Source organism: Streptomyces spinoverrucosus (assembly GCF_006539505.1).
Lineage (GTDB): Bacteria > Actinomycetota > Actinomycetes > Streptomycetales > Streptomycetaceae > Streptomyces > Streptomyces spinoverrucosus.
This window is the reverse complement of record NZ_BJND01000005.1, coordinates 166,093-190,914: the sequence shown is the minus strand read 5'-3', so window position 1 is coordinate 190,914 and position 24,822 is coordinate 166,093. Positions and strand designations below refer to the sequence as shown.

Annotated in this window: 21 protein-coding genes; 6 read left to right on the top strand and 15 right to left on the bottom strand. The window is 70.6% G+C overall.

The window, feature by feature from the left end; genetic code table 11:
* Positions 1–3: 3 nt before the first annotated feature.
* The 7 genes from pcaDC to SSP24_RS03785 are packed head-to-tail and all read right to left on the bottom strand — an operon-like array spanning position 4 to position 6,427.
* Positions 4–1,125 (bottom strand): bifunctional 3-oxoadipate enol-lactonase/4-carboxymuconolactone decarboxylase PcaDC, encoded by a 1,122-nt coding sequence (pcaDC, locus tag SSP24_RS03815; RefSeq protein ID WP_141307306.1) that lies wholly within the window; start codon positions 1,123–1,125, stop codon positions 4–6.
* On the bottom strand, positions 1,122–2,417 hold the full coding sequence (pcaB, locus tag SSP24_RS03810; RefSeq protein ID WP_141307305.1) for a 3-carboxy-cis,cis-muconate cycloisomerase: 1,296 nt from the start codon (positions 2,415–2,417) through the stop codon (positions 1,122–1,124). The genes pcaDC and pcaB overlap by 4 nt, the downstream gene beginning before the upstream one ends.
* Positions 2,414–3,028 carry a protocatechuate 3,4-dioxygenase subunit alpha gene (gene pcaG, locus SSP24_RS03805; RefSeq protein ID WP_141307304.1) on the bottom strand — a complete coding sequence of 205 codons (615 nt, stop codon included), beginning with the start codon at positions 3,026–3,028 and terminating at the stop codon, positions 2,414–2,416. The genes pcaB and pcaG overlap by 4 nt, the downstream gene beginning before the upstream one ends.
* Before the next feature lie 5 nt (positions 3,029–3,033).
* Positions 3,034–3,807, bottom strand: coding sequence for a protocatechuate 3,4-dioxygenase subunit beta (gene pcaH, locus SSP24_RS03800; RefSeq protein ID WP_141307303.1), 774 nt, complete (start codon positions 3,805–3,807; stop codon positions 3,034–3,036).
* 18 nt (positions 3,808–3,825) lie between these two features.
* Positions 3,826–5,028: a thiolase family protein gene (locus tag SSP24_RS03795; RefSeq protein ID WP_141307302.1), complete on the bottom strand. Its 1,203-nt coding sequence runs from the start codon at positions 5,026–5,028 to the stop codon at positions 3,826–3,828.
* The gene (locus SSP24_RS03790; RefSeq protein ID WP_141307301.1) at positions 5,025–5,672 is read right to left on the bottom strand and encodes a CoA transferase subunit B; all 648 of its coding nucleotides are present in this window, start codon (positions 5,670–5,672) and stop codon (positions 5,025–5,027) included. The genes SSP24_RS03795 and SSP24_RS03790 overlap by 4 nt, the downstream gene beginning before the upstream one ends.
* Positions 5,672–6,427, bottom strand: a complete 756-nt coding sequence (locus SSP24_RS03785) for a CoA transferase subunit A (protein WP_141307300.1) — start codon at positions 6,425–6,427, stop codon at positions 5,672–5,674. The genes SSP24_RS03790 and SSP24_RS03785 overlap by 1 nt, the downstream gene beginning before the upstream one ends.
* 181 nt (positions 6,428–6,608) lie before the next feature.
* On the opposite strand from SSP24_RS03785, the gene SSP24_RS03780 reads away from it, so the two are divergent.
* Entirely contained in the window at positions 6,609–7,091 is a 483-nt protein-coding gene (locus tag SSP24_RS03780; RefSeq protein WP_141307299.1) for a MarR family winged helix-turn-helix transcriptional regulator, read from the top strand.
* A gap of 50 nt (positions 7,092–7,141) precedes the next feature.
* Here the strand turns inward: SSP24_RS03780 and SSP24_RS03775 are convergent, their stop codons facing one another.
* Positions 7,142–8,158 (bottom strand): DUF3048 domain-containing protein, encoded by a 1,017-nt coding sequence (locus SSP24_RS03775; RefSeq protein WP_229864776.1) that lies wholly within the window; start codon positions 8,156–8,158, stop codon positions 7,142–7,144.
* Between the two features lie 294 nt (positions 8,159–8,452).
* On the opposite strand from SSP24_RS03775, the gene SSP24_RS03770 reads away from it, so the two are divergent.
* On the top strand, positions 8,453–9,643 hold the full coding sequence (locus SSP24_RS03770; protein WP_141307298.1) for a zinc-dependent alcohol dehydrogenase: 1,191 nt from the start codon (positions 8,453–8,455) through the stop codon (positions 9,641–9,643).
* 9 nt (positions 9,644–9,652) lie between these two features.
* On the opposite strand, the gene SSP24_RS03765 is transcribed toward SSP24_RS03770, so the two are convergent.
* The gene (locus SSP24_RS03765) at positions 9,653–10,723 is read right to left on the bottom strand and encodes an ATP-dependent DNA ligase (protein WP_141307297.1); all 1,071 of its coding nucleotides are present in this window, start codon (positions 10,721–10,723) and stop codon (positions 9,653–9,655) included.
* Between the two features lie 74 nt (positions 10,724–10,797).
* On the opposite strand from SSP24_RS03765, the gene ligD reads away from it, so the two are divergent.
* Complete coding sequence (gene ligD, locus SSP24_RS03760; RefSeq protein WP_141307296.1) at positions 10,798–11,835, top strand: non-homologous end-joining DNA ligase; 1,038 nt, start codon at positions 10,798–10,800, stop codon at positions 11,833–11,835.
* On the opposite strand, the gene SSP24_RS03755 is transcribed toward ligD, so the two are convergent.
* Positions 11,822–13,969, bottom strand: a complete 2,148-nt coding sequence (locus tag SSP24_RS03755) for an OmpL47-type beta-barrel domain-containing protein (protein ID WP_174864586.1) — start codon at positions 13,967–13,969, stop codon at positions 11,822–11,824. The genes ligD and SSP24_RS03755 overlap by 14 nt on opposite strands.
* 44 nt (positions 13,970–14,013) lie before the next feature.
* The gene (locus tag SSP24_RS03750) at positions 14,014–16,503 is read right to left on the bottom strand and encodes a ThuA domain-containing protein (protein ID WP_174864582.1); all 2,490 of its coding nucleotides are present in this window, start codon (positions 16,501–16,503) and stop codon (positions 14,014–14,016) included.
* A gap of 197 nt (positions 16,504–16,700) precedes the next feature.
* Here SSP24_RS03750 and SSP24_RS03745 point away from each other — a divergent pair, with 197 nt between their 5' ends.
* The gene (locus tag SSP24_RS03745; protein WP_141307294.1) at positions 16,701–17,693 is read left to right on the top strand and encodes a multicopper oxidase domain-containing protein; all 993 of its coding nucleotides are present in this window, start codon (positions 16,701–16,703) and stop codon (positions 17,691–17,693) included.
* A gap of 88 nt (positions 17,694–17,781) precedes the next feature.
* Positions 17,782–18,855: a LacI family DNA-binding transcriptional regulator gene (locus SSP24_RS03740; protein WP_141307293.1), complete on the top strand. Its 1,074-nt coding sequence runs from the start codon at positions 17,782–17,784 to the stop codon at positions 18,853–18,855.
* A gap of 240 nt (positions 18,856–19,095) precedes the next feature.
* On the opposite strand, the gene SSP24_RS03730 is transcribed toward SSP24_RS03740, so the two are convergent.
* Entirely contained in the window at positions 19,096–19,881 is a 786-nt protein-coding gene (locus SSP24_RS03730; protein WP_141307292.1) for a VOC family protein, read from the bottom strand.
* Between the two features lie 251 nt (positions 19,882–20,132).
* On the opposite strand from SSP24_RS03730, the gene SSP24_RS03725 reads away from it, so the two are divergent.
* On the top strand, positions 20,133–20,378 hold the full coding sequence (locus tag SSP24_RS03725) for a WhiB family transcriptional regulator (RefSeq protein WP_141307291.1): 246 nt from the start codon (positions 20,133–20,135) through the stop codon (positions 20,376–20,378).
* Between the two features lie 67 nt (positions 20,379–20,445).
* On the opposite strand, the gene SSP24_RS03720 is transcribed toward SSP24_RS03725, so the two are convergent.
* The 3 genes from SSP24_RS03720 to SSP24_RS03710 form a co-directional block, all read right to left on the bottom strand.
* Positions 20,446–21,420, bottom strand: coding sequence for an acyl-ACP desaturase (locus SSP24_RS03720; protein ID WP_141307290.1), 975 nt, complete (start codon positions 21,418–21,420; stop codon positions 20,446–20,448).
* A 215-nt stretch (positions 21,421–21,635) separates the two neighbouring features.
* A complete protein-coding gene (gene ddaH / locus SSP24_RS03715) occupies positions 21,636–22,412 on the bottom strand; it encodes a dimethylargininase (protein WP_141307289.1) in 777 nt (258 codons plus the stop codon).
* A 136-nt stretch (positions 22,413–22,548) separates the two neighbouring features.
* Entirely contained in the window at positions 22,549–24,813 is a 2,265-nt protein-coding gene (locus SSP24_RS03710) for an ATP-binding cassette domain-containing protein (RefSeq protein WP_141307288.1), read from the bottom strand.
* Positions 24,814–24,822: the final 9 nt, after the last annotated feature.

Here is a 24,822-nt window from a genome sequence, read left to right as displayed (position 1 = left end):
GGGTCACCCTCCGCTGTCGTCCTCCTCGGCGAGCACCCGCTGGGCCGCCGCGAACGCCGAGTTCGCCGCCGGGACCCCGCAGTACACGGCCGTCTGGAGCAACACCGCCCCGATCTCCTCGGGCGTGAGCCCGTTGCGCCGCGCCGCGCGGACATGCATGGCCAGCTCCTCGTAGTGGCCGTGCGCCACCAGCGCGGTCAGCGTGATCATGCTGCGTTCCCGGCGGGAGAGCGTCGGGTCGGTCCAGATCTCGCCCCAGGCGTAGCGCGAGATGAAGTCCTGGAAGCGGGCCGTGAAGGGGGTCTGGCGCGCCTGGGCCCGGTCGACGTGCGCGTCACCGAGCACCTGTCGCCGTACCTCCATGCCCCGCAGTGCGGGACCGTCGAAGTGTGCCCGCACAGCGGTGAGCACCGCCTCGGGGCACTGTGCGGGCGCCAGATGCGAAGCGCCGGGAAGCTCCACCAGCGCCGCCCGCGGCACCGCGTCCGCGATCTCCCGCAGATGCGCGGGCGGCGTCGCCGGGTCCTCACGGCCCGCTATCAGCAGCGTCGGCACGGAGATCTCCGCGAGCCGCTCCCGCAGATCGAACGCGGCGAGCGCGTCACAGCAGGCCGCGTACGCCTCCGGGTCGGCTTCCCGGTGGTCCCGCACCAGCCGGGGCACGGTGAACCCGGGCGTGAACCAGCGGGCGTCCGCGCTCGCGGCGAGCGAGTCCAGCCCCTCGCGCCGCACCTGCGCGGCCCGCTCCTGCCAGGGCTTGGCCCCGTTGAAGTGGGCCGACGAGCAGATCACCGCGAGGGACGACACCCGCTGGGGGTGATGCACGGCGAGGTGCAGCCCCACCGCTCCGCCCAGCGACACCCCGGCGTACGCGAACCGCTGCACGCCCAGCGAGTCGGCGAGCGCGAGTACCAGGTCGGCGAGGTCACCGACGGTGGCCCCGGCCCCGATCAGCTCGGCCGCCGAGCCGCCGTGTCCCGGCAGATCCCAGCGGATCACCCGGTGGGTGACGGACAGCTCGGGCGCGACCTTGTCCCACAGGGCGTACGAGGTGCCCAGCGAGGGCCCGAGGAGCAGCGGGGGCGCGGAAGCGGCCCCCTCGGCACGGTGGTTGAGCAGCTTCAACGTCGCTCCAGAGCACGATCGACGAGCGTTCCGGCACAACCGGTGTAATGGGCGGGGTCGAGGTCGACGTCCTTCAGCTCCGGCGCGTCCGACAGGGGGCGCCCGTCGGCGGCCAGCCGGGTGAGCAGCTCCTTGGCGCGGGCCCGGCCCAGCACGGGCGCGAGTTCGGCGGACAGCCGCTCCGAGACGATCAACCCCTGGGTGAGACCGAGGTGTTCGCGCATGAGGTCCGGGTGGACCCGGAGCCCCTCGGCCAGTTCGGCGGCATCCCGGGCGGCCCCGCCGGTCAGGCGCAGCAGCTCCCGCAGCGGCTCCCACTCCGCGTGCCAGGCCCCGGCCGGCCGCTCGTCCTCCGCGACCAGACAGGCGTACAGCGTGGCGGCGAGCTGAGGCGCCCGCCGGGCCGCCGCGACGATCAGGGTGGACCGTACGGGATTGGCCTTGTGCGGCATCGCGGACGAAGCCCCGCCACTGCCCTCCGTGACCTCGGCGATCTCGGTCCGGGACAGGGTGAGGACATCGGCGGCCAGCTTGCCGAGCGCCCCGGCCGTCAGCGCCAGACACCCCGCGAGGTCCGCGACGGGCGTCCGCAGCGTGTGCCAGGGCAGCTCCGGCGTCTGCAGGCCGAGTTCGAGCGCGTACGCCGTCGGCAGGGCGGTGGGATCGCTCGCTCCGTACGCCCCGAACGCCGCCAACGTCCCGGCCGCGCCCCCGAGTTGGGCGGGCAGCACGTCCCGTACGGCCGCCACCCGGTCCCGCGCGTCAAGTACCAGGGACCGCCATCCGGCCGCCTTCAGGCCGAAGGTGATCGGTACGGCGTGCTGGGTGAGCGTGCGCCCCGGCATCGCCGTGTCGCGGTGCTCGGCGGCCAGCCGGGCCAGGGCCCGCTCGGTGCGGGCGAGGTCGGTCAGGATCAGGTTCAGGGTGCGCGCGGCGATCAGCATGGTCGCCGTGTCCATGATGTCCTGACTGGTAGCACCCCGATGGACGTACGGACCGTACTCCGCACCGACCGCCTTCGTCAGATCGGCCACCAGCGGGATGACCGGATTGCCACCGCCACGGGCACGCTCCGCCAGGGACCGTACGTCGTACCGCCCGGCGTCGGCCGCTTCGGTGACCGCCGTCGCCGCCTCGGCCGGGGCCAGCCCGAGCGAGGCCTGCGCGCGGGTGAGGGCCGCTTCCGCGTCGAGCAGGGCCTGCAGACAGGCGGTGTCGCTCGTCGCGGACGCGGCGGGGGAGCCTGCCCACCCGGGGGCGAGCAGGCCGGTGTCGGGAACCGCAGAAGTCACTGGAACTCCAGGAAGACCGTCTCGCCTTCGCCCTGAAGGCGGATGTCGAAACGGTAGGTGCTCGTGGTGCCGTCGCTCTCCGGGCGCGCGATCAGCGTGTCGCGGCGCGCCTGAGGCAGCCGGGACAGGAGTGGGTCCGCCGCCAGCGCGGCCGCGTCGCCCGGCAGATAGATCCGCGTGAACAGATGCACCAGCAGCCCACGCGCGAAGACGCACACGCTGAGGTACGGGGCGCTGCTCCCGCGTGCGCCCGGGCGGAGCGTACGGGCGTACCAGTGGCCGTTCGCGTCGGTCTGGACGCGTCCCCAGCCGGTGAACTCCACTCCGTTGCGGCCGAGGAAGCCCCCGGACGCCGGGTCGCGGCGCATCGAGCCGTCCACCTGGGGCAGTCTGCCGTCCGGGTCCGGGCCCCACAGCTCCACGAAGGCGTCGGGCAGCGGCTTGCCCTCGCCGTCCGTGATGTACCCGTGCAGGGTGATCGTGTCCGGGTGCCCGGCGGGCGCGATGTCCTCGCCGCCGGGGAAGGGCAGCGCGTAGCCGTAGAACGGGCCCACCGTGTGCGACGGGGTGGGCAGCACGTTCTCCGGGCTGCTCGTGTCGATCTTCGTCATGGCGGTCAGCGTCCCTCTTCCATCCAGGTGGCGTTCGGGCCGTCGAGCACGATGTCCCAGTGGTAGCCCAGCGAGAACTCCGGCACGGACAGGCTGTGGTCGTAGGTGGCGACCAGACGCTGCCGGGCGGCGTCGTCCGTCACGGACTGCAGGATCGGGTCGTAGGCGAAGAGCGGGTCGTTCGGGAAGTACATCTGTGTCACCAGCCGCTGGGTGAACGCCGTACCGAAGACCGAGAAGTGGATGTGCGCCGGGCGCCAGGCGTTGACGTGGTTGCGCCACGGGTAGGGGCCGGGCTGGATGGTGGTGAACCGGTAGAAGCCGTCGGCGTCGGTGAGGGTGCGGCCCACGCCGGTGAAGTTGGGATCCAGCGGGGCGTCGTGCTGCTCACGCTGGTGGGCGTAGCGGCCGGCCGAGTTGGCCTGCCAGATCTCGACGAGCTGACCGCGGATCGGCCGCCCGGCGCGGTCCAGCAGGCGGCCGGAGACGGTGATGCGCTCGCCGATGGGCTCGCCGGTGTGCTGGCGGGTCAGGTCGTTGTCGATCTCGGTGATGTCGCGCTCGCCGAATGCGGGGGAGGCGAGTTCCACCAGCTCCGGGTCCTGGGCCACGTCGATCGGAACCAGCGGCTGTTTCGGGTGGCGCAGCAGCGAGGAGCGGTACGGGGCGTAGTCGCGGCGCGGGTGGTGCTCGATGGGCCCGCCGTCGGCGACGCGCTTTTCGTAGGCGGCGTGCTCGGCCGCGATCTCCTGATCGATGTCGTGCTGAGTGAGAGTCATGGGGGTCCCTGAGGGTTCCTAGCGTTCGAGGACGAGGGCGAGGCCCTGGCCCACGCCGATGCAGAGGGTGGCGACGCCGGTGCCGGTGCCCTTGCGGGCGAGCTGGTGGGCGACCGTGCCGGCGAGGCGGGCGCCGGATGCGCCGAGGGGATGACCGAGGGCGATGGCGCCGCCCTGGGGGTTGAGGATCGCCGGGTCGAACTCGGGCCATTCGGCGACGCAGCCGAGCACCTGGGCGGCGAAGGCCTCGTTCAGTTCCAGGACCGACAGGTCGTCGAACCCCTTGCCCGCCTTGGCGAGCGCCCGGTTCACCGCCTCGACGGGGGCGAGGCCGAAGTAGTGCGGGTCGAGTGCGGAGACGCCGGTGGCGCCGACGCGGGCGAGAGGCTCACGGCCGATGGCCTTCAGCCCTTCCTCGTCCACGAGCAGCAGCGCGGCGGCACCGTCGTTGAGCGGGGAGGCATTGCCCGCGGTGACCGTGCCGTCGTCGTTGCGGAACGACGGCTTGAGCCTGGCCATCGCCTCCAGTGAGGCATCCGGGCGTACGCATTCGTCGGCGGCGAAGACGACGGGGTCGCCCTTGCGCTGCGCAATGGCCACGGGGGCGAGTTCGGCGTCGAAGAGGCCCTGGCTCTGGGCGTCGGCGGCCTTCTGGTGGCTGTGCAGGGCGAACTCGTCCTGCTGCTCGCGGGTGATCTTGTGCTTCTCGGCGATCAACTCCGCGCTTTCGCCCAGGGGGACCGTCCACTGCGGGTCCATCTTCGGGTTGACCATGCGCCAGCCCAGGGTGGTGGAGTACAGCTCGGTGTGGGCCGCCGGGAACGGCTTGTCGTTCTTGGGCAGGACATACGGCGCCCGGGTCATCGACTCCACTCCACCGGCCACGGCGACGGAGGCGTCCCCGCACGCGATGCCACGGGCCGCCTGGATCACCGCCTCCAGGCCGGAGGCGCACAGGCGGTTGACGGTCACGCCGGGCACGGAGGTGGGCAGACCGGCGAGCAGGGCGGCCATGCGGGCGACGTTGCGGTTCTCCTCGCCGGCGCCGTTGGCGTTGCCGAAGTAGACGTCCTCGATCCGGGACGGGTCCAACGCCGGGGTGCGGGCGAGGAGTTCCCGGATGGCGTGGGCGGCCAGGTCGTCCGGGCGGACGGTGGCGAGGCCGCCGTTGTAGCGGCCGATCGGGGTGCGGACGGCGTCGACGACGTAGACGTCCCTCATGACCGCCCCTCCTCGCCGACCCGCACCTTCGCCGCGGTCTTCGCGGTGATCTCCTCGGCGGTGACGCCCGGCGCGCACTCGGTCAACACCAGCCCGCCGTCGGTCACATCAAACACCCCCAGGTCGGTGATGACCCGGTTCACACACGCCTTGCCCGTGAGCGGGAGCGTGCACTCGTCGACGATTTTCGGGCTGCCGTCCTTGGCGGTGTGGGTCATCACGACGATGACGGTACGGGCCCCGTGCACCAGGTCCATCGCCCCGCCGATGCCGGTGACCAGCTTGCCCGGGACGGCCCAGTTCGCCAGGTCGCCGTTCTCCGACACCTGCATCGCGCCCAGCACGGCGACATCGATGTGCCCGCCGCGGATCATCCCGAAGGACAGCGCCGAGTCGAAGAAGGACGCGCCCGGCAGGACGGTGACGGTCTCCTTGCCCGCATTGATCAGGTCCGGGTCGATCTGCTCCTCGGTCGGGTAGGGGCCGGTGCCGAGGATGCCGTTCTCCGACTCCAGCACCACCTCGACTCCTGGCGGGAGGTGATTGGGGATCAGGGTCGGCAGACCGATGCCCAGATTGACGTACTGCCCGTCCTTCAGCTCACGCGCGGCCCGCGCGGCCATCTCCTCGCGTGTCCAGGCCATCAGTTGCTCACCGTCCGCTGCTCGATCCGCTTGTCGGCGGCCTGCTCCGGGGTCAGCGCCACCACCCGCTGCACGAAGATGCCGGGCACGTGCACGGCGTCCGGGTCGAGGTCACCCGGCTCGACCAGCTCCTCCACCTCCGCGATGGTCACCCGACCGGCCATCGCCGCAAGGGGGTTGAAGTTGCGGGCGGACTTGTTGAAGACCAGGTTGCCGTGCCGGTCGCCCCGCGCGGCGCGTACGAGGGCGAAGTCGGTGCGGATGCCGTGCTCCAGCACGTACTCCACGCCGTCGAACTCCCGTACCTCCTTGGGCGGTGAGGCCACCGCGACCCCGCCCCGACCGTCGTAGCGCCACGGGAGCCCGCCCTCGGCGACCTGCGTGCCCACTCCGGCCGGTGTGTAGAAGGCCGGGATACCGGCCCCGCCCGCCCGCAGCCGCTCGGCCAGCGTGCCCTGGGGGATCAGCTCCAGCTCCAGCTCACCGGCCAGGTACTGGCGGGCGAACTCCTTGTTGCCGCCGATGTAGGAGCCGGTCACCCGGACGATCCGCCCGGCCGCGAGCAGCACCGCCAGGCCGGACTCCATCGCGCCGCAGTTGTTCGACACCACCGACAGCCCGCCGACGCCGCGCTCGTAGAGCGCCTCGATCAGTACGTTCGGGACACCGCTCAGCCCGAAGCCGCCCACCGCGAGCGACGCGCCGTCGCCCACATCGGCCACCGCCTCCAGGGCCGTGGCGACCACCTTGTCCATCCGAGAAGCCCCATCTCTCCCGAGGGTGATTACTCAGGGCACTGATTAATCCAGTGAAGTTTCCTTCACGCTGCCACTCGGGTGCGCGCACCGTCAAGACCCGGCCGGGATCGGCGACAGGTCCGTGCTCTCGGAGGTATCGTTCAGTGCACTGACGTACACAGGATTTCGGAGAGCGGACATGGCGGCGGTGGATCTCACCAACCATCCCGGGCATCTCGCCCGGCGGCTCCAGCAGGCGCACTACCTGCTGTGGAACGCGATGGTGTCCGAGGAGATCACCTCACCGCAGTTCGCCGTGCTCAACGCGCTCGTCGACGAGCCGGGGCTGGACCAGCGCACGGTGGGGGAGCGGGTCGGGCTCGACCGTTCCACCGTCGCGGAGGTGATCAGCCGGCTCGGTCGTCGGGGACTGCTGGACAAGGTCCGCGATCCGGGCGACGGCCGCCGCTTCTTGCTGCGCTTGACCGAGGACGGCGTGCGCACCCATCGCAAGCTGGCGCTGCGCACCGCCCGGATGAACCAGGTGTTCCTCGCGCCCCTGTCGGCCGCGGAGCAGACGCAGTTCCTGGACCTCATCCGGCGGGTCGCGGACGCGGCGGAGGGGCTCCGCAACCCGGGCGATCCGGGCACCCCGGTGGAGCCCCTCGCGGCCCCGACCTGACTCAGTCCTCAGCCCTCAGTCCTCCGACGTCAGTCCTCTGTTCTCAGGCCTCAGTCCCGGCTCGCGGCGCGGGTGAGCACCACCCACACCTGCCCGTCGGCGAAGTTCACCGGCTCGCCGTCCACCGTGGTGAACCGGGTGCCGTCGCCCGGCTCGGGGCGCTTCCAGAGCGCCTCGTACGACTTCCCGTCGCGCAGCACCTGTGCGGTCCCCGAGCCGACGGTCTCGGTGTACGGCGAGTTGTTGCCCCGGGAGTCGAAGTAGCCGGACGGGCGCATCCGTACGTACTGCACGACGACCGTCGCGGGTGCCACCGGCTGCCCGTCGGTCGTCACGGCGGCCGTTCCGTCCATCGCGACCCGGTAGCGGTCCCGGCTGTCGTCCCAGGTGAAGGTGAAGCGGGCCGCCGGGTAGCGGACGGTGCGGGTGGTCTCCGGCTCGCCGCCCTCGGGGGCGGCGCCGTAGGTGAAGCCGGTGGTGGTGAGGGCGGCCTTGCCCGGGGCGGAGGGCACGAGGTGGTGCGGGCGCAGGTAGAGGTTGTGCGGGGCGGCCTGATCGGCGGCGCGGTAGTAGGCGCCGGGGGTCCGGCCGGGCGGCTCGGCGTGCAACGGGGCACGGTCGATCAGCGGCAGCAGCTTGGTCTGAGCGCCGGAGAAGGCGAGGGTCGGGCGGTCGAACTGGCGCAACAGCTCCAGATCGGTCTCACGGGCACTGCGCACGGGTCCGACGGCCGTCGGCAACTCGCTCGCGTACACCGCGAGCAGGCGGCTCAGGCCGCCCTCGACCTGCTCGACATAGATGATGTCCGCCGCGTCGAGTCCGGTGTGGGGCCGGGCGCTGGGCGCGTTGTCGACCTTCACGGCGAGCACCGAGGCCGTGCGCTCCCCGCTCAGGGTGGGTGACGGTGTCGGCTTCGGCTCGGGCGCCCGCCCGTCGTCGACCGGCTTGCCCCCGCCCGTACAGCCCGCGGTGAGCGAGCCCGCCGTCACGACGCCCACCACCACGGCCGCCACGGCGACCCGCCGCAGGCGCGTTCTTCGTCCCGTGCTTTTGCCCACCGCTGCCACCCGACCAGTCCTGTGCCATCGATTGTGCGCTTATCTGTTCATCGCTGGCCATACCCGATCGGATCCGCTCTTTACTAGGAATACGCCGATCGCACACACCGACTAGCCCACCCGGCCCAGCGGCTCGACGGCCCTCCGGCGGCGGGGCGGGGCGGAGCCCGCAAGTCGCGGCGGCCCGACCGGACAACCGGCCGGAGCGACCACCCACCACCTACGGTTCGCCCCCGGCCCCCTCGGGTACCCGGCCCCCGCCGCAGTACCGGCAGGTGTGGTTGTGACGGAGGGAGTGCGGTGATGAGGGCTGTGACGTGGCAGGGGAAGCGGGACGTGCGGGTGGAGAGCGTGCCCGATCCGCGGATCGAGGAGCCGACCGACGCCGTCATCCGCGTCACCTCGACCGGGCTGTGCGGTTCCGACCTGCATCTGTACGAGGTGCTCACCCCCTTCATGACGCCGGGCGACATCCTCGGTCACGAGCCCATCGGCATCGTCGAGGAGGTCGGCCCCGGCGTACCGGACCTGGCGGTGGGCGACCGCGTCGTCGTGCCGTTCCAGATCGCGTGCGGCAACTGCTGGATGTGCCTCAACTCGCTGCCCACCCAGTGCGAGACCACCCAGGTCACCGGCGAGGGCATGGGCGCCGCCCTGTTCGGCTACACCCGTCTGTACGGTGCCGTACCGGGCGGCCAGGCCGAGTATCTGCGCGTCCCGCAGGCCCAGTACGGACCCATCAAGGTGCCGGAGGGCCCGCCCGACGACCGTTTCCTGTACCTCTCCGACGTGCTGCCCACCGCCTGGCAGGCAGTCGCGTACGCCGACGTCCCCCAGGGCGGCTCCATCGCCGTCCTCGGGCTCGGCCCGATCGGCGACATGGCCTGCCGGGTCGCCCAGGTCCGCGGCGCCGGACGGGTGTTCGGGGTCGACCTGGTCACCGAGCGGCTGCGCCGGGCACAGGTGCGCGGAGTGGAGACGTACGACCTGCGGGAATTCGACCACGAGAAGGAACTCGTCGCCGCGATCCGCGACGAGACCGACGGCCGCGGCCCCGACGCCGTGATCGACGCGGTCGGCACCGAGGCGCACGGCAGCCTCGTGGCCCGCCTCGCCCAGCAGGCCTCCAGCATGCTGCCCCGCAAGATCGGCGGCCCCCTCGCCGAACGCTTCAGCGTCGACCGGCTCGCCGCCCTGCACACCGCCATCGAGCTGGTACGCCGCGGCGGCACCCTCTCACTCGTCGGCGTCTACGGCGGCACCGCCGACCCACTACCGATGCTCACCATGTTCGACAAGCAACTCCAGATCCGCATGGGCCAGGCCAACGTCCGCCGCTGGACCGACGAGATCCTGCCCTACCTGACCGACGAGGACCCGCTCGGCGTCGACGACTTCGCCACCCACCGGCTGCGGCTGGAGGAGGCGCCCGAGGCGTACGAGATGTTCCAGCACAAGCGGGACGGCGCCGTGAAGATCCTGATGCAGCCCTGACTCACGCACTCACGCCTGCGGCGCGAAGATCTCCGCCAGGTCGTACCGCACCGGCTCCTCCAACTGCGCGTACGTGCAGCTCTGCGGCGTCCGGTCCGGCCGCCAGCGGCGGAAGCGGGCCGTGTGCCGGAACCGCGCGCCGTTCTCCATGTGGTCGTACGCCACCTCGCACACCCGCTCCGGCCGAAGCGGCACCCACGACAGGTCCTTCTTGCCGGACCAGCGGCTCGGCGCCCCGGGCAGCCGCGCCGTCTCGTGCGCCGACTCCTCGGCCCACGCCGCCCACGGATGCCCCGTCACGTCGTCCATGCGCAGCGGCTCCAGCTCCTCCACCAGCTCGGCACGGCGCGCCATGGAGAAGGCGGCGGACACGCCGACGTGCTGCAGGGCGCCCCCGTCGTCGTACAGACCGAGCAGCAGCGAGCCGACCACGGGCCCGCTCTTGTGCAGCCGGTAGCCCGCCACGACGACGTCCGCCGTGCGCTCGTGCTTGACCTTGAACATCGCCCGCTCGTCCTGGAGATAGCGCAGCGCGAGCGGCTTGGCGATCACCCCGTCCAGCCCCGCCCCTTCGTACTGCTCGAACCACTGCCGCGCCACCTCGATATCGGTCGTCGCCGGCGCCACATGCACCGGGGCCGTCACCCCGGACAGCGCCATGACCAGCAGCGCACGGCGATCGGCGAGCGGCACGTCCAGCAGCGACTGGTCGGCCAGCGCCAGCAGGTCGAAGGCGACGAACGAGGACGGCGTCTTCTCGGCCAGCATCCGCACCCGCGAGTCGGCCGGGTGGATCCGCTCGGTGAGCGCGTCGAAGTCCAGCCGCCCCTCCCGTGCGATCACGATCTCGCCGTCCAGCACACAGCGCTCCGGCAGCCGCTCTTTCAGCGCCGCCACCAGCTCCGGGAAGTACCTGGTCAGCGGCTTGGTGGTACGGCTGCCGAGCTCGACCTCGTCGCCGTCGCGGAACACGATCGCCCGGAAGCCGTCCCACTTCGCCTCGTAGTGCATACCGGGCGGGATCTTCGCCACGGACTTGGCGAGCATCGGCTTCACGGGCGGCATCACCGGCAGGTCCATGGTTAGATTCTGCGCCCCTCGGATGTCGTTCGCCCGGTGTGCGAGACGGGTGCGGTGCGCCTACCGTGGCTCGCATGGGTGACGCGGTGGAACTGGAAGCGGGCGGCCGGACCGTACGGCTGTCCAGTCCCGGCAAGGTGTTCTTCCCGGAGCGCGGCTTCACCAAGCTGGACCTCGCCCGGTACTACATCGCCGTCGGCCCCGGCATCCTGCGCGCCCTGCGCAACCGGCCCACCACGCTGGAGCGCTACCCGGACGGCGTGACCGGCGAGTCCTTCTTCCAGAAACGGGCCCCCAAGAGCATGCCCGACTGGATCCCCACCGCCCACATCACCTTCCCCAGCGGCCGCAGCGCCGACGAGATGTGCCCCACCGAGGAGGCCGCCGTGCTGTGGGCCGCCCAGTACGGCACGCTCACCTTCCACCCGTGGCCGGTGCGCCGCGACGACGTCGACAGCCCCGACGAACTGCGCATCGACCTCGACCCGCAGCCCGGCACCGACTACGACGACGCCGTCCGCGCGGCCCACGAACTGCGCGCCGTCCTCGACGAGTTCGGCGGCCTGCGCGGCTTCCCCAAGACCTCCGGCGGCCGTGGCCTGCACGTCTTCGTGCCCATCGAGCCCCGCTGGACCTTCACCCAGGTCCGCCGCGCCGCCATCGCCGTGGGCCGGGAGATGGAACGCCGGATGCCGGAGCACGTCACGATCAAATGGTGGAAGGAGGAGCGGGGCGAGAAGATCTTCATCGACTACAACCAGACCGCACGGGACCGCACGATCGCCTCCGCCTACTCCGTACGCCCCCGCCCGCACGCCCCCGTCTCGGCGCCCCTGCGATGGGAAGAGGTCGGCGTCGCGCACCCGCAGGACTTCGACCTCGCGACCATGCCCGCGCGCTTCGCCGAACTCGGCGATGTGCACGCGGACATGGACGACCATCGTTATTCGCTGGAGGCGCTGCTGGAGCTGGCCGACCAGGACGAGCGCGACCACGGGCTCGGCGATCTGCCGTACCCGCCCGAGTACCCCAAGATGCCGGGGGAGCCCAAGCGGGTACAGCCGAGCCGCGCGAAGAAGAAGGCGCCCGAGGCGGGGCCTACAACTCCTTGATCCGGATGTCCCGGTACGAGACCACATCCGTCGTGCCGTGCACCTGGAGCCCGATGTAGCCGGAGGCGAACCGCCGCCCGTCCGTGCCCGGGTCGTCCGAGCGGGGCGGGTAGAAGTCCTGGCCGCCGATGTTGTCGAACTCGTTGATCAGCACGCCGTTGCGGTAGACCGAGTAGTGCTGGTCGACCACCCGGATCTCGTAGTCGTTCCACGTGCCCTTCTCGGTGACGCCCGCACCCGCGAGCCCCACCCGGTCGAAGCCGTAGACCGACCCCGTCTTGTACATGTCGCCGTCGGGCCGGTCGAGCACCTGCACCTCGTGCCCGTACTTGATGGCGACCCACTCCGGCCGTGACTCCTCCGGGTGGTCATGGACGTACGGGAACCGCACGAACACCCCGGAGTTGGCGTTGCCGGTGCCGGGAGCGTCGTCGCGCCACTGGAGCTTCAGCGAGAAGTCGCCGTACTTGCGCTGCGGGAACCACAGCATGCCCAGGCCCGGCTCGGTGGTGCCGCTGGTCATCGTCCCGTCGGCGTTCAGCGCGAAGGAACCGCCGCCCACGTGCTGCCACTTGGCGAAGGAGTCCGCGGTGCCGTCGAACAGCGAGCGGTAGCCCTCGGTCTGGCCGGGCTTGCCGATGCCGGACTGCCGGGCGGCCCGGGTGATCCGGTTGTACTCGCGCTGGTCGATCACGCCCTCCGTGCGGAGCTTGTCGAGGACCGCCTTCACGTGCTTGAGGAACAGCGCGTGGGACGTCCACTCCTTCTCGTCCTCGATCAGCTCGTTGATCCGGCACCGGTTGTTGGTGAGCCGGTTCGGCACACCCGAGTCGACCGTGCCGACGATCACCGTCAACCGCTCGTCGTACTCCGGGCAGGGCGGCGCGGGCACTCCGCCCGCCACCACCGTGAAGCTCACGGTCTGCGCCGCGGAGGTGTTGCCCGCCTTGTCCGTCGCGCGGTACGCCACGGTGTGCGCACCCGCCCGGTCGACGACCACGGGCGCGGTGTACGTGAGGTAGGGCCCGCCGTCGAGCGAGTACTCGATGCTCGCGACCTCACCGCCGTGATCGGTGGCGCTGACAGTGACCTTGGCGTTGCCCACGTACGCCCCGTCGGAGTTCCGCGATCCCTCGACGGTCACACCCGTCACCGGCGGGGTCGTGTCCTGCGGCGGCGCGGCGACCACCGTGAACTCGACGCTCTTCTCCGCCGCCACGTTCCCCGCCTTGTCGATGGCGCGGTAGCGGACGGTGTGGGTGCCCACCTGATGCACCATCACCGGCTGGGTGTACGGCTGCCAGGCCCCGGACGCGCCGATGGCGTACTCGATCGCGTTGACCCCGGACCCGGTGTCGGACGCGGTGACGGTGACCGTCGCCATGTCGATATAGGTACCGTCCGGATTCTTCTCACCGCTCACCGTCGCCGAGGTCTCCGGCGGTGTCGTGTCGTCCGTCGGCGGCGCCACCACCGTGAACTCGGTGCTCTTCTCGGCGGAGACATTGCCCGCCTTGTCGAACGCCCGGTAGCGCACCTTGTGACTGCCGACCTGGTCGACGACGACCGGAGTCGTGTACGGCTGCCAGGCGCCGGCGTCGCCGATGGCGTACTCGATCCGGTCGACGCCGGAGCCACCGGTGTTGTCGGTCGCGTGCAGCGTCACGCTCGCCGAGCCGACGTACTGGCCCTGCTGGTTCTGCGTGCCGCTGACATGCGCCGACGCCTCCGGCGCGGTGGTGTCCTCGCCACTGCCCTCGGTCACCGTCAGAATGCCCTGCATCTGGCCGTGGCCGGGGATCGTGCAGTGGTAGAAGTACCGGCCCGGGGTGAGCGTGACCTCGGCGGTGTGGCGGCCGCCCTGGTCGTCGCCCGGGTTGGCGAGGATGTTGAGCTGGACGTCGCTGTTGAACTCAGGGTCGTTGGTGACGAACGTCAGCGTGTGCGGCATGCCGGTGGTGTTGCCGGTGGCCTCGCTGTTCTCGAAGACGATGGTGGCCTGACCGGCCACCGCCGTCGTGGGCGCCGAGAGGTACTTGTCGATGTCGTTGCCCGCCGTCCAGGTCAGCACCTGGGCGGCATCGGCCCGCTCCGGCTCGCCCACCGCCGTGGTGGTCTGCAGCCCGAGCATCATCAGTACGGCGGCCAGCAGGGCCGTCCAGATTCTTCGTTGGCGTATCACTGTGCCCCCCTCGCCAGCTGGTCGGCGGCCGGCGTCGGACCGCCGCCCTCGTATGTCACGCGCCACAGCGCGGACTTGGCGTCCGAGGTGAAGAAGCCGCGCCCGTAGTCGAGGACGTACAGCGCGCCGTCCGGACCGAACTTCCAGTCCATGAGGTTCTTGATGCCGTCGTTGCCGATCGGCACGATCTTCTTCAGCGACTCCGAGTGCACCGGCAGCCCGCCGTCACCCAGGGTCTTCGGATCCATGAGCACGGCGTTGCGCGGCTGGTCGGCGTCGTAGAAGTCACCGACGAACCACTTGCCGTCCCAGTACGCGGGCCACTTGATGTCGCTGGTGGCCGACACGTCGTCGTACCGGTACACCGGCCCGTTCATCGCGGCCTGCCCGCCGCCCTTCAGCCACGGCAGCCGGTAGGTGGCCTCGTCCTGCTGGTAGGAGGGGACGCCGTTCGCGTCGCGCGGGAAGTCGGGGGCGCCGCCCTGGGGCGAGTACCAGATGTTGTTGCCGGTGACCGGCGGAAGGTTGACCAGACCGTCGTTGTTCGGGGACTCGTTCTTCGGGTGGTCGCAGTCGTACCAGCCGAGCGGCTGCGACGGATCCGGCAGATTGCGGTCCCGGTAGGGCTGCTTGTTGCCCATGCAGTACGGCCAGCCCCGGTTGCTCGCCTTGGTGATGGCGGCGAAGGTGTCGTACTTGGCGGGGCCCCAGGTCGTGGACGGCTGCCCGGCATCCGGGCCGACCCAGCCCGCGTACAGGATGTCGGTCGTTTTGTCGACGAAGATGCGGGCCGGGTTCCTGACCCCCATCACATAGATCTCGCCGCGCGTCTTCCCGCCGCCCTCGTCGGTCTCCTTGCCGGTGAAGAGGTTGCCGTCGGGGAGGGTGTACGTCCCGTCGGGTTCCGGGTGGATGCGCAGGATCTTGCCGTTGAGGTTGTTGGTGTTGCCGGCGGTGCGGCGCGCGTCGGCGAAGGAGACGCCCTTGTAGTTCGGCTCCGGGTTGTTGCCCGAGTAACCGTCGCTGAAGCGGCTGGAGTTGTTGTCGCCGGTCGCGATGTACAGGTTGCCCTTGGAGTCCCAGGCCATCCCGCCGCCCGCGTGGCAGCAGCTGTGGATCTGCACCGGCCACTTGAGCAGCACCTTCTCGCTGCTCAGGTCGAGCTTGTTGGTGGCGAGGTCGAGGGTGAAGCGGGAGACGCGCCGCTCGGCCATCCGCGTGTCACGGTTGATCTGCGAGTGCGGTGTGTAGTGCAGATACACCCACCCGTTTTGCTCGAAGCGCGGGTCGAGCTCGATGCCGAGCAGGCCCTCCTCGACCTTGACCAGCTCGTCGCCGCCGCCCTTGTTGCCGAAGACGGTGAGCGCGCCGGCCAGCGTGACCTGCTTGGTCTTCGGGTCGTAGACGTGGATCTCGCCCTTGCCCTTGCCGATGTCCGGGTTGTTCCAGTCGGTGATCACCGGCTGGGAGGAGTCGGCGCCGCCGCGTCCGATGTAGAGAACGCGGCCGTCCGGGGCGGTGACCAGGCCGTGCGGTTCGCCGATCTGGTCGTTCTGGCCGGGCTGATTGGGCTTGGTCAGCCGCTCGGCCTTGTAGTTGCCGTTGATCGTCGCCTTGCAGTCGGCCTGGACGAGCCGGGTGGTCCACAGCAGGGCGCCGCGCAGATGGGTGCGGAAGTCGGTCTCGTCGTACGACGACACCGTGCCGCCCATGCCGGTGTAGAAGGAACGGCCGCCGTCGTAGTCGCGGCACCAGCTGATCGGATGGTCCCAGCCGTTGGCGCTCGCGCCGGGCTGGTACGTCGACTCGCGCACCCGCGCCACCGTGTGCACCTCGCCGGACGGGTTCTTCACCCAGTTCGGCCACTGGTCGGGGCGCTTCCATTGGACCGGCAGGTCCTTGGTGGCCGGATGCCGCCGGTCGCCGACCTCGACGGTCGCCCGCTGGACGGCCGTCGGGCTGTTCGGCGCCGGACGGGCACCGACGAGGCCGGTGAACCAGTCGGAGTACGGCTCCGCGCGGGCCGCGTCATGGATGCCGACGAAACCGCCGCCCGCCTCCATGTAGGCCTCCAGGCCCGCCTCCTGCTCCGGCTCCAGGACGTCGCCGCCGCCGGTCAGGAACACGATCGCGTTGTAACGGCCCAGCCTGGTCTCGTTGGTGAAGACCGAGGCATTGTCCGTGGCCTCGACCTTGAAGCGCTGCTTAGCGGGGCCGGACAGGCCGATCTGCTCGATCGCCTCGATACCGGCGTTCACCACCGGCGACTCGTCGCCGGGCGCCGCGGACCCGTAGAAAATGAGTACGCGGACGTTCGCGCCGCCGGGCGGCGACTTGACGGACATCGTTGTCAGGGAGGGATCCGGGGCCGGGAGCGCGCCCGCGGCGGGGCCGGAGAGCAGACCCGCGGTGACGAATCCGGCCGTCAAGACGGCCGTCCAGGCCCGCTTTCCGGCTCTTTTCCGGCTCAACTCCCTTGAGGTCATGGGTCTGTGGTGCGATGTGGACCGCATGTGGTCATCCACCCCTCGTCGGTCACAGCAACAGCGCCTAGGAAGCTAGACCTCTTTGCGTCGTTCGCCAATAGGTATGACCGCGATGGAACGAACTTTGTCCTGGGTGTGGATAAACGCCGCCTGCCCCGCTACCGTCTCGAATCCCGTACCGGAGTGGGGAGTTCGGCATGGACAGACGTGGGTTCAACCGGCGGGTCCTCCTGGGTGGCGCCGCCGTCGCGACATCGTTGTCCCTGGGATCCGAGGCGACCGGCGCCGGCCAGGCGGCGGGCAGTGGCGCGGCGGCGCGTACGGCCCCGGCCGGGGGCGCGGTCAGGCACATCAAGCTCTACGCCGAGAAGCTCGCCGACGGGCAGATGGGCTACGGCTTCGAGAAGGGCAAGGCGACGATTCCCGGCCCGCTGATCGAGCTCAACGAGGGCGACACCCTGCACATCGAGTTCGAGAACACCACGGACGTGGCGGTGAGCCTGCACGTGCACGGCCTGGACTACGAAATCACCAGCGACGGCACCAAGTTGAACAAGAGCGATGTGGAGCCGGGCGCGACCCGCACCTATACCTGGCGCACCCACGCCCCCGGCCGCCGCAAGGACGGCACCTGGCGGGCGGGCAGCGCGGGCTACTGGCACTACCACGACCATGTGGTGGGCACGGAACACGGCACCGGCGGTCTCAGGAAGGGTCTGTACGGCCCGGTGATCGTCCGCAGGAAGGGCGACATCCTGCCGGACCGCACCCACACGGTCGTCTTCAACGACCTGCTGATCAACAACAGGGCCCCGCACACCGGCCCCAACTTCGAGGCGACGGTGGGGGATCGCGTCGAGTTCGTCGTGATCACCCACGGCGAGTACTACCACACCTTCCACATGCACGGTCACCGCTGGGCCGACAACCGCACCGGCATGCTGACCGGCCCCGACGACCCCAGCCAGGTCATCGACAACAAGATCACGGGCCCGGCCGACTCCTTCGGCTTCCAGGTGATCGCGGGGGAGGGGGTGGGCGCCGGGGCGTGGATGTACCACTGCCATGTGCAGAGCCACTCGGACATGGGGATGGTGGGGCTGTTCCTGGTGAAGAAGGCCGATGGGACGATTCCGGGGTATGAGCCGCACGAGCCTCATGAACCGCATCAAGGAGCTCACCAGCACTGACAGGAGGCGAGCTGCTGCCGAGAGCGCTCTCTCCAACCTCCTGGCGTGCGGTTATCCTGATCGGCAAGCGCCGGTGAGGAGTCCCGAAGTGTCCGAGGCAGTGTCGCGTCCCACGCTGGAGGCCGTGGCCGCCCGGGCGGGGGTGTCGCGGGCCACCGTCTCACGGGTGGTCAACGGCGGGGACGGGGTGCGTGAACCGCTGGTCGAGCGCGTCCGGCGGGCCGTCGAGGAACTCGGGTACGTCCCCAACCAGGCGGCCCGCAGCCTGGTGACCAAGCGGCACGACGCGGTCGCCGTCGTCATCGCCGAGCCGGAGACCCGCGTCTTCGCCGACCCGTTCTTCGCCCTCCAACTCCGCGGCATCAGCAAGGAGCTGACCGCCCACGACAATCAACTCGTGCTGCTGCTCACCGAGGGCCGCGACGACCACGCCCGCGTCGGCCGCTATCTCGCCGGCGGACACGTCGACGGCGCGCTGGTGTTCTCCCTGCACCTCGACGACGCCCTGCCCGGACTGATCCAGGGCGCCGGCGTGCCGACCGTGTTCGGCGGGCGGCCCGGCTGGAGCGACGGCAACCTCCCGCAGACTCTCGGCTCCGCTCCATCAGGGCAGGACTCCACCGCGGTGTACGTCGACAGCGACAACCGGGGCGGTGCCCGCGATGCCGTACGCCATCTCGTCGGCCTGGGCCGCAGACGCGTCGCGCACATCGCCGGGGCCCTCGACCAGACGTCCGCGGTGGACCGCCTCGACGGCTTCCGGGACGTCATGGCCGACGCCGACCCGCGGCTGATCGCCGAGGGCGACTTCACCCCGGCCGGGGGTGAGCGGGCGATGCGTGAACTCCTCGACCGCTGCCCCGACCTGGACGCCGTATTCGCCGCCAACGACCTCATGGCCTCAGGCGCCCTGCGCGTGCTGCGGGAACACGGGCGGCGGGTGCCCGACGACGTCGCCGTGGTCGGCTTCGACGACATGCTGCCCGTAGCCGAACAGACCGACCCGCCGCTCACCACGATCCGTCAGGACATCGAGGAGATGGGCCGCCTGATGGCCCGCCTCCTGCTCCGCCGCCTACGCCGGAACCCCACCGAGGCAGACCAAGACACGACGACCGGCGTCGTCCTGCCGACGACCCTCGTACGCCGCGCCTCCGCCTAGGTCTTCTGCCCGAGGCGCGGTCAGTCGGCCGCGGCCTCGATGAGGACCGGTGCGGCCTCGTTCGCGCGGGGAGACCCCCAGTTCGATGACGACGATCACGGCAGGCTGCAGGAGCACCTGCAGGTCCAGCCCGGCAGCCACCCGGTCCGAGTGGGACTGCTCCGGAAGACGCGCCCTGGAGGCCCTGTGCCGGTTCCTGCGGGCCTCCAGGGACGCCGGGGTTCAGCGGGGCCGCCGGGCTCACCCCTGCGGCTGGGCGCTCCTGATCACCGCGAAGCGGGCGCCGAACGGGTCGGCCAGCTTGGCGATACGGCCCACGTCCGGGATGTCCATGGCCTCCATCCGGACCGTCCCGCCCAGCTCCCGCGCCTTGCTCACCGCGGCGTCGGCGTCGGTGACCTCGAAGTACGGCAGCCAGTAGGCGGCATCCTCCGCGGGGTCGTCGGCCAGCGGGACCAGGCCGCCGAACATGGCGTCCTCACCCTCCCCGGCCGGGTTTACGCACGTGTAGGAACCGCCCGGGAAGTCCACCGACGACGTCTCCCAGCCGAGCAGCGCGTGGTAGTAGCCGGCGGCCGACGCGATGTCCGGCGTGTACAGCTCCAGCCAGCACAGCGTGCCCGGCTCGTTCATCACGTCCACGCCCTTGTGCAGCACCGGCTGCCAGATGCCGAACGGCACGCCCTGCTGGTCGGCCAGGATCGCCATGTGGCCCTGCCCCATCACGTCCATGGGCTCCACGAGCACCCGTCCGTGCGCCTGCTCGGCCGCCTTGGCCGTGGCCTGCGCGTCCGGGCTCTGGAAGTACACCGTCCAGGACGGCGGGCCCTGCTCATCGGTGGTCTGCATCCCCCCGGCGACGGTCCTGCCGTCCAACTGGAAGAAGCCGTAGCCGCCGGCCTCGGGTCCCGCCGACTGGAACTGCCAGCCGAAGAGACCGCCGTAGAAGTGGATGGCGCCGTCGATGTCGGAAGTGCCGACGTCGATCCAGTTCGGAGCGCCGTTGACGAAACGGGTGGTGAGCATCTTTGCCTCCCGGAAGGGCCCGTTGCCTGCAGTGCCGAGTCTTGCATCGCCCACTGACAATCGCGTGCCCAACGCCCCGTGAACAGTCACCGTCAGTGACAGACGGGATTCTCCTCGTTTCAACCGCTCCCGCGCGCCGCCGTGCGCCGCGCACCGCCGCGCGGGCATCATCGGGCGGGCCGGAGGCCGTGAACCCGCGCGTTGAGCGGACGTTGATCGAACGTTTTTCACGCTTCGGCACGCTCGGAGGCATGCACTTCGAAACCATCACCCCCGCGGACACCGCCTGGCAGGCCCAGGCGCTGTGCGCACAGACCGGGGCCGACTTCTTCTTTCCCGAGCCGGGCAGCTCGGTGCGTGAGGCGAAGCGCATCTGCGGCCTGTGCGAGATGCGCACCGCCTGCCTCGACTACGCCCTGGCGAACGACGAACGCTTCGGCGTCTGGGGCGGCCTGTCCGAGAAGGAACGGCTCCAGCTGCGCCGTACCTCCTACTGACCTTCTCAGGGCGGATACGCCGGTTCGCGTACCCGCTCTCAGCCCTCCCGCCCCCGCCCGGCCTCGGTCACACCGCCCCGCGTGCCGCCATCCGGGCCTTGCGGGCCGCGAGCTTCTCGTCGAACTTCGCGGCCTCCGTGTCCAGTCCGTTCATGAACAGGCCGAGCTCCTCCTGGGCCTTGAGGCCCTCGGGGCCGAGGCCGTCGATCTCCAGGACCTTCAAGAAGCGCAGTACGGGCTGGAGTACGTCGTCGTGGTGGATGCGCAGGTTGTAGACCTCGCCGATGGCCATCTGCGCCGCCGCCCGCTCGAAGCCGGGGATGCCGTGCCCGGGCATCCGGAAGTTGACGACGACGTCCCGCACCGCCTGCATCGTCAGGTCGGGCGCGAGCTCGAAGGCCGCCTTGAGCAGGTTCCGGTAGAAGACCATGTGCAGGTTCTCGTCGGTCGCGATGCGGGCCAGCATGCGGTCGCAGATGGGGTCGCCCGACTGGTGACCGGTGTTGCGGTGCGAGATACGGGTCGCGAGCTCCTGGAAGGCGACGTAGGCGATCGAGTGCAGCATCGAGTGCCGGTTGTCCGACTCGAAGCCCTCGCTCATGTGCGCCATACGGAACTGCTCCAGCTTGTCCGGGTCCACCGCGCGCGAGGTCAGCAGATAGTCCCGCATCACGATGCCGTGCCGGCCCTCCTCGGCGGTCCAGCGGTGCACCCATGTGCCCCAGGCGCCGTCGCGGCCGAACAGGCTGGCGATCTCGTGGTGGTAGCTGGGGAGGTTGTCCTCGGTCAGCAGATTCACCACCAGCGCGATCCGGCCGATCTCGGTGACCTTGGACTGCTCCTTGTCCCAGGCCTCGCCGTCCTCGAAGAGGCCGGGGAAGTTACGGCCGTCGGACCACGGCACGTACTCGTGCGGCATCCAGTCCTTGGCGACCTTCAGATGGCGGTTGAGTTCCTTCTCGACCACTTCCTCCAGGGCGTACAGCAGCCGGGCGTCGGTCCAGACGGAGGGGCTGCCGAGGTGCGGAGAGGTGATCGTCACGGGTACTCCAGGGGGACGTGGAACAAAGGGAGTCGGGCCGGCGGGCGGCGCCGGAACCTACGGGATCGTAGGCTACGAATCCGTAGGTTACGAAGCCGTAGGTTAAGAGCGCTGTAAAGACCGCTGTTCAGGCCCTCTTCCCACGGCCGCACGGGTGTGCGGCAAAGCCCCGGGACTCCCAGGTCCCGGGACCGGAACTGCCGTGGCGGCACCGATCAGGCGTACAGCTCCCGCAGCCGTACCGAGAGACATGTCACACAGCCTTCCAGCTTCTCGAACTCGCTGATGTCCACGATGACCGGCGTGTAGCCCAGGTCGGTGAACAGCTCGGCGGTCTTCGGGGCGCTGGCCGCCATGAGCAGCTTGTCTCCACCGAGCAGCACCACATGCGAGCCGGACGCCTCCGGCACGTGCAGGAAACGCCCGAACAGGGACGGCGTGTCCATCAGCGGGATGTGCCCGATCACGGTCCCGTCCGGCAGCGCCGTGACCGCGGACTTCAGATGCAGCACCTTGCTGACGGGTACGGCGACCACGCGCGCCCCCAGCGGCTCGAACGCGGCCCGCAGCTGCTGGACGCCGGCGGCGTTGGTGCGGCCGCCGCGGCCGACGTAGATCGTGTCGCCGATCTTCAGCACGTCACCGCCGTCCAGCGTGCCCGGCTCCCAGATCCAGTTCACCGAGCAGCCCAGACGGGCGACGACCTCCTCGACGCCCGCGGCCTCGTCCCGCCGGGACTCGGCGCCCGAGCGCGCTATCAGGGCAACGTTCTTGTACATGACCACGGTGTCCTCGACGAACACGGAGTCCGGGCAGTCGTCGGCCGGATCGACCTCGATGGTCTCCCAGCCGTGCGTGCGCAGCGCCTCCGCGTACGCCTCCCACTGCCGGACCGCGAGCTCGACATCGGCCTTCTCCCGCTGGATGTGCGTCACCAGACCTTCGGCGAGGCGCGGGCCGGGGCGACGGATGAGGGCCTTCTTGCTGGGCACGTGCGGTCTCCGTATCGGATGGGGCGTTCTTGCTGGTCCGGTTACCCGGGTGGTGTGGCCGGAACGGGTCGGGGCCGGCCGACATCATGCAGGGACATTGTCGGAGACGGCAGCCCCGTCAGCCCGAACGGGTCGATCACCCGCCGACCCCGGTCACCCTCCGCAAGTGCTTCCCCGTCCAGGACCTTTCGAAGCCCAGCAGGTCACCCGGCTTCCCCTCGAAGATCACCCGTCCGCCGTCCCGTCCCCCACCGGGGCCCAGGTCGATCACCCAGTCGGCGTGCGCCACCACGTCCAGGTTGTGCTCCACGACCACCACCGTGTTCCCGGCGTCCACCAACCGATCCAGCAGCGCAAGCAGCCCATCGACGTCCGACATGTGCAGTCCGGTGGTCGGCTCATCGAGGACGTACACCGTGCCGGTACGGTGCAGCCGCGTCGCCAGCTTGATCCGCTGCCGCTCCCCGCCCGAGAGCGTGGACAGCGGCTGCCCCAGGGTGAGGTAGGTGAGCCCGACATCCTGCAGGGCGCGCAGCCGGCGCCGTACCCCCGAATCCGTGAGGAACCCCAGCGCCTGGTCGGCCGTCATCTCCAGCACGTCGGCGATCGAGTGGCCGCCGACCGTCAGCCGCAGCACCTCCTCCCGGAACCGCCGCCCCTCGCAGTCCTGGCACGTCGTCGTCACCGGATCCATGAAGGCCAGGTCGGTGTGGAGGAGCCCGCGCCCCTCACACGTCCCGCAGGCACCCGCAGAGTTGAAACTGAACAGCCCCGGCTCGACACCCGTCTCGCGCGCGAAGATCCGCCGTACGGCGTCCATCACGCCGAGATACGTCGCCGGGGTCGACCGAGCCGAGATGCCGATGGACGACTGGTCCACGACCACGGCCTCCGGGTGGGCGGCCGTGAACTCGGCGACCAGCGTGCTCTTCCCGGACCCGGCGACCCCGGTGACGGCGGTCAGCACCCCGGTCGGGAACTGCACGGTCACCTCCCGCAGGTTGTGCCGGTCGGCGCCCTTCACCCACAGCCCGCCGGTCGCCGCCCGGGTGGAAGCCTTGACCGCCGTACGACGCCCCAGGGACCGCCCCGTCAGCGTGCCCGAGGCCTCCAGCTCGCCCGGCGTCCCCTCGAACACCACGCGTCCGCCGTGCGCGCCCGCGCCCGGCCCCATGTCGACGACATGGTCGGCCAGCGCGATGACGTCGGGGTCGTGCTCGACGACCAGCACGGTGTTCCCCTTGTCCCGCAGCCGCAGCAGCAGATCGCCCAGCCGCCCGACGTCCCGCGGGTGCAGTCCGACGCTGGGCTCGTCGAAGATGTACGTCATCCCGGTCAGGCTGGAGCCCAAGTGGCGCACGGTCTTCAGCCGCTGCCCCTCGCCGCCGGACAGCGTCGACGTCTCGCGGTCGAGGCTGAGATAGCCGAGGCCGATCGCCTCGATGCGTTCCAGCGCGGCGACGGCGGCCCCGGCGATCGGTCCCGCGACCGGGTCGTCGATGTCCTTCAGTACGGCGATGAGGTCCGTGACCTGCATCCGGGCGCAGTCGGCGATCGACAGGCCGCGGATCCGGGTCGCGAGCGCGGCCGCGTTCAGCCGGGCGCCCCCGCACCTCGGGCAGGTCCCCTCCACGAGGTACTCCCGGACCAGATCGCGCGTCTTCTGGCTCAGCGCCGACAGATCCCGCTTCAGATACAGCCGCTCGAAACGGTCGGCAAGCCCCTCGTACTCCGTCGTCCAGGTGCCGCCGGAGCCGTTGACGGTGACCTTGCTGCCGGGCCGCCCGCGCATCAGGAACTCCCGCTCGGCCGCGGTGAACTCACCCACCGGCTTGTGCGGGTCCAACTCGTCGCTGCTGGTGTACGCCTGCCCCTGCCAGGTCCCGGCCGTGAACGGCGGGAAGCGGACCGCACCGTCCGCCAGCGACCTGGCCGGGTCGAGAATGCGGTCCCAGTCCGGCTGGACCGTGCGGCCCAGTCCGTCACAGCCGGGGCACATGCCCGACGGATCGTTGAACGAGTACGCCGTCGCCGGGCCGGCGCTGGGGGTGCCGTGCCGGGAGAACAGCACACGGATCACCGAGTAGACGTCCGTCATGGTGCCGACCGTGGACCGGGAATGGCCCCCGATCGGCCGCTGGTCGACGACGATCGCGGGCGTGAGGTCCTCCAACGAGTCGGCGTGCGGCCGCTCGTACTTGGGCAGCCGGTTGCGCACGAACCAGGTGAAGGTCTCGTTCAGCTGGCGCTGCGACTCGACCGCGATCGTGTCGAAGACGACGGACGACTTCCCCGATCCCGAAACGCCGGTGAACACGGTCAGCCGGCCTTTCGGGATGCGGAGGGTGACGTCCTTCAGGTTGTTCTCGCGGGCTCCGGTCAGGGTGATGAACTCGCTCATGCGCCCGAA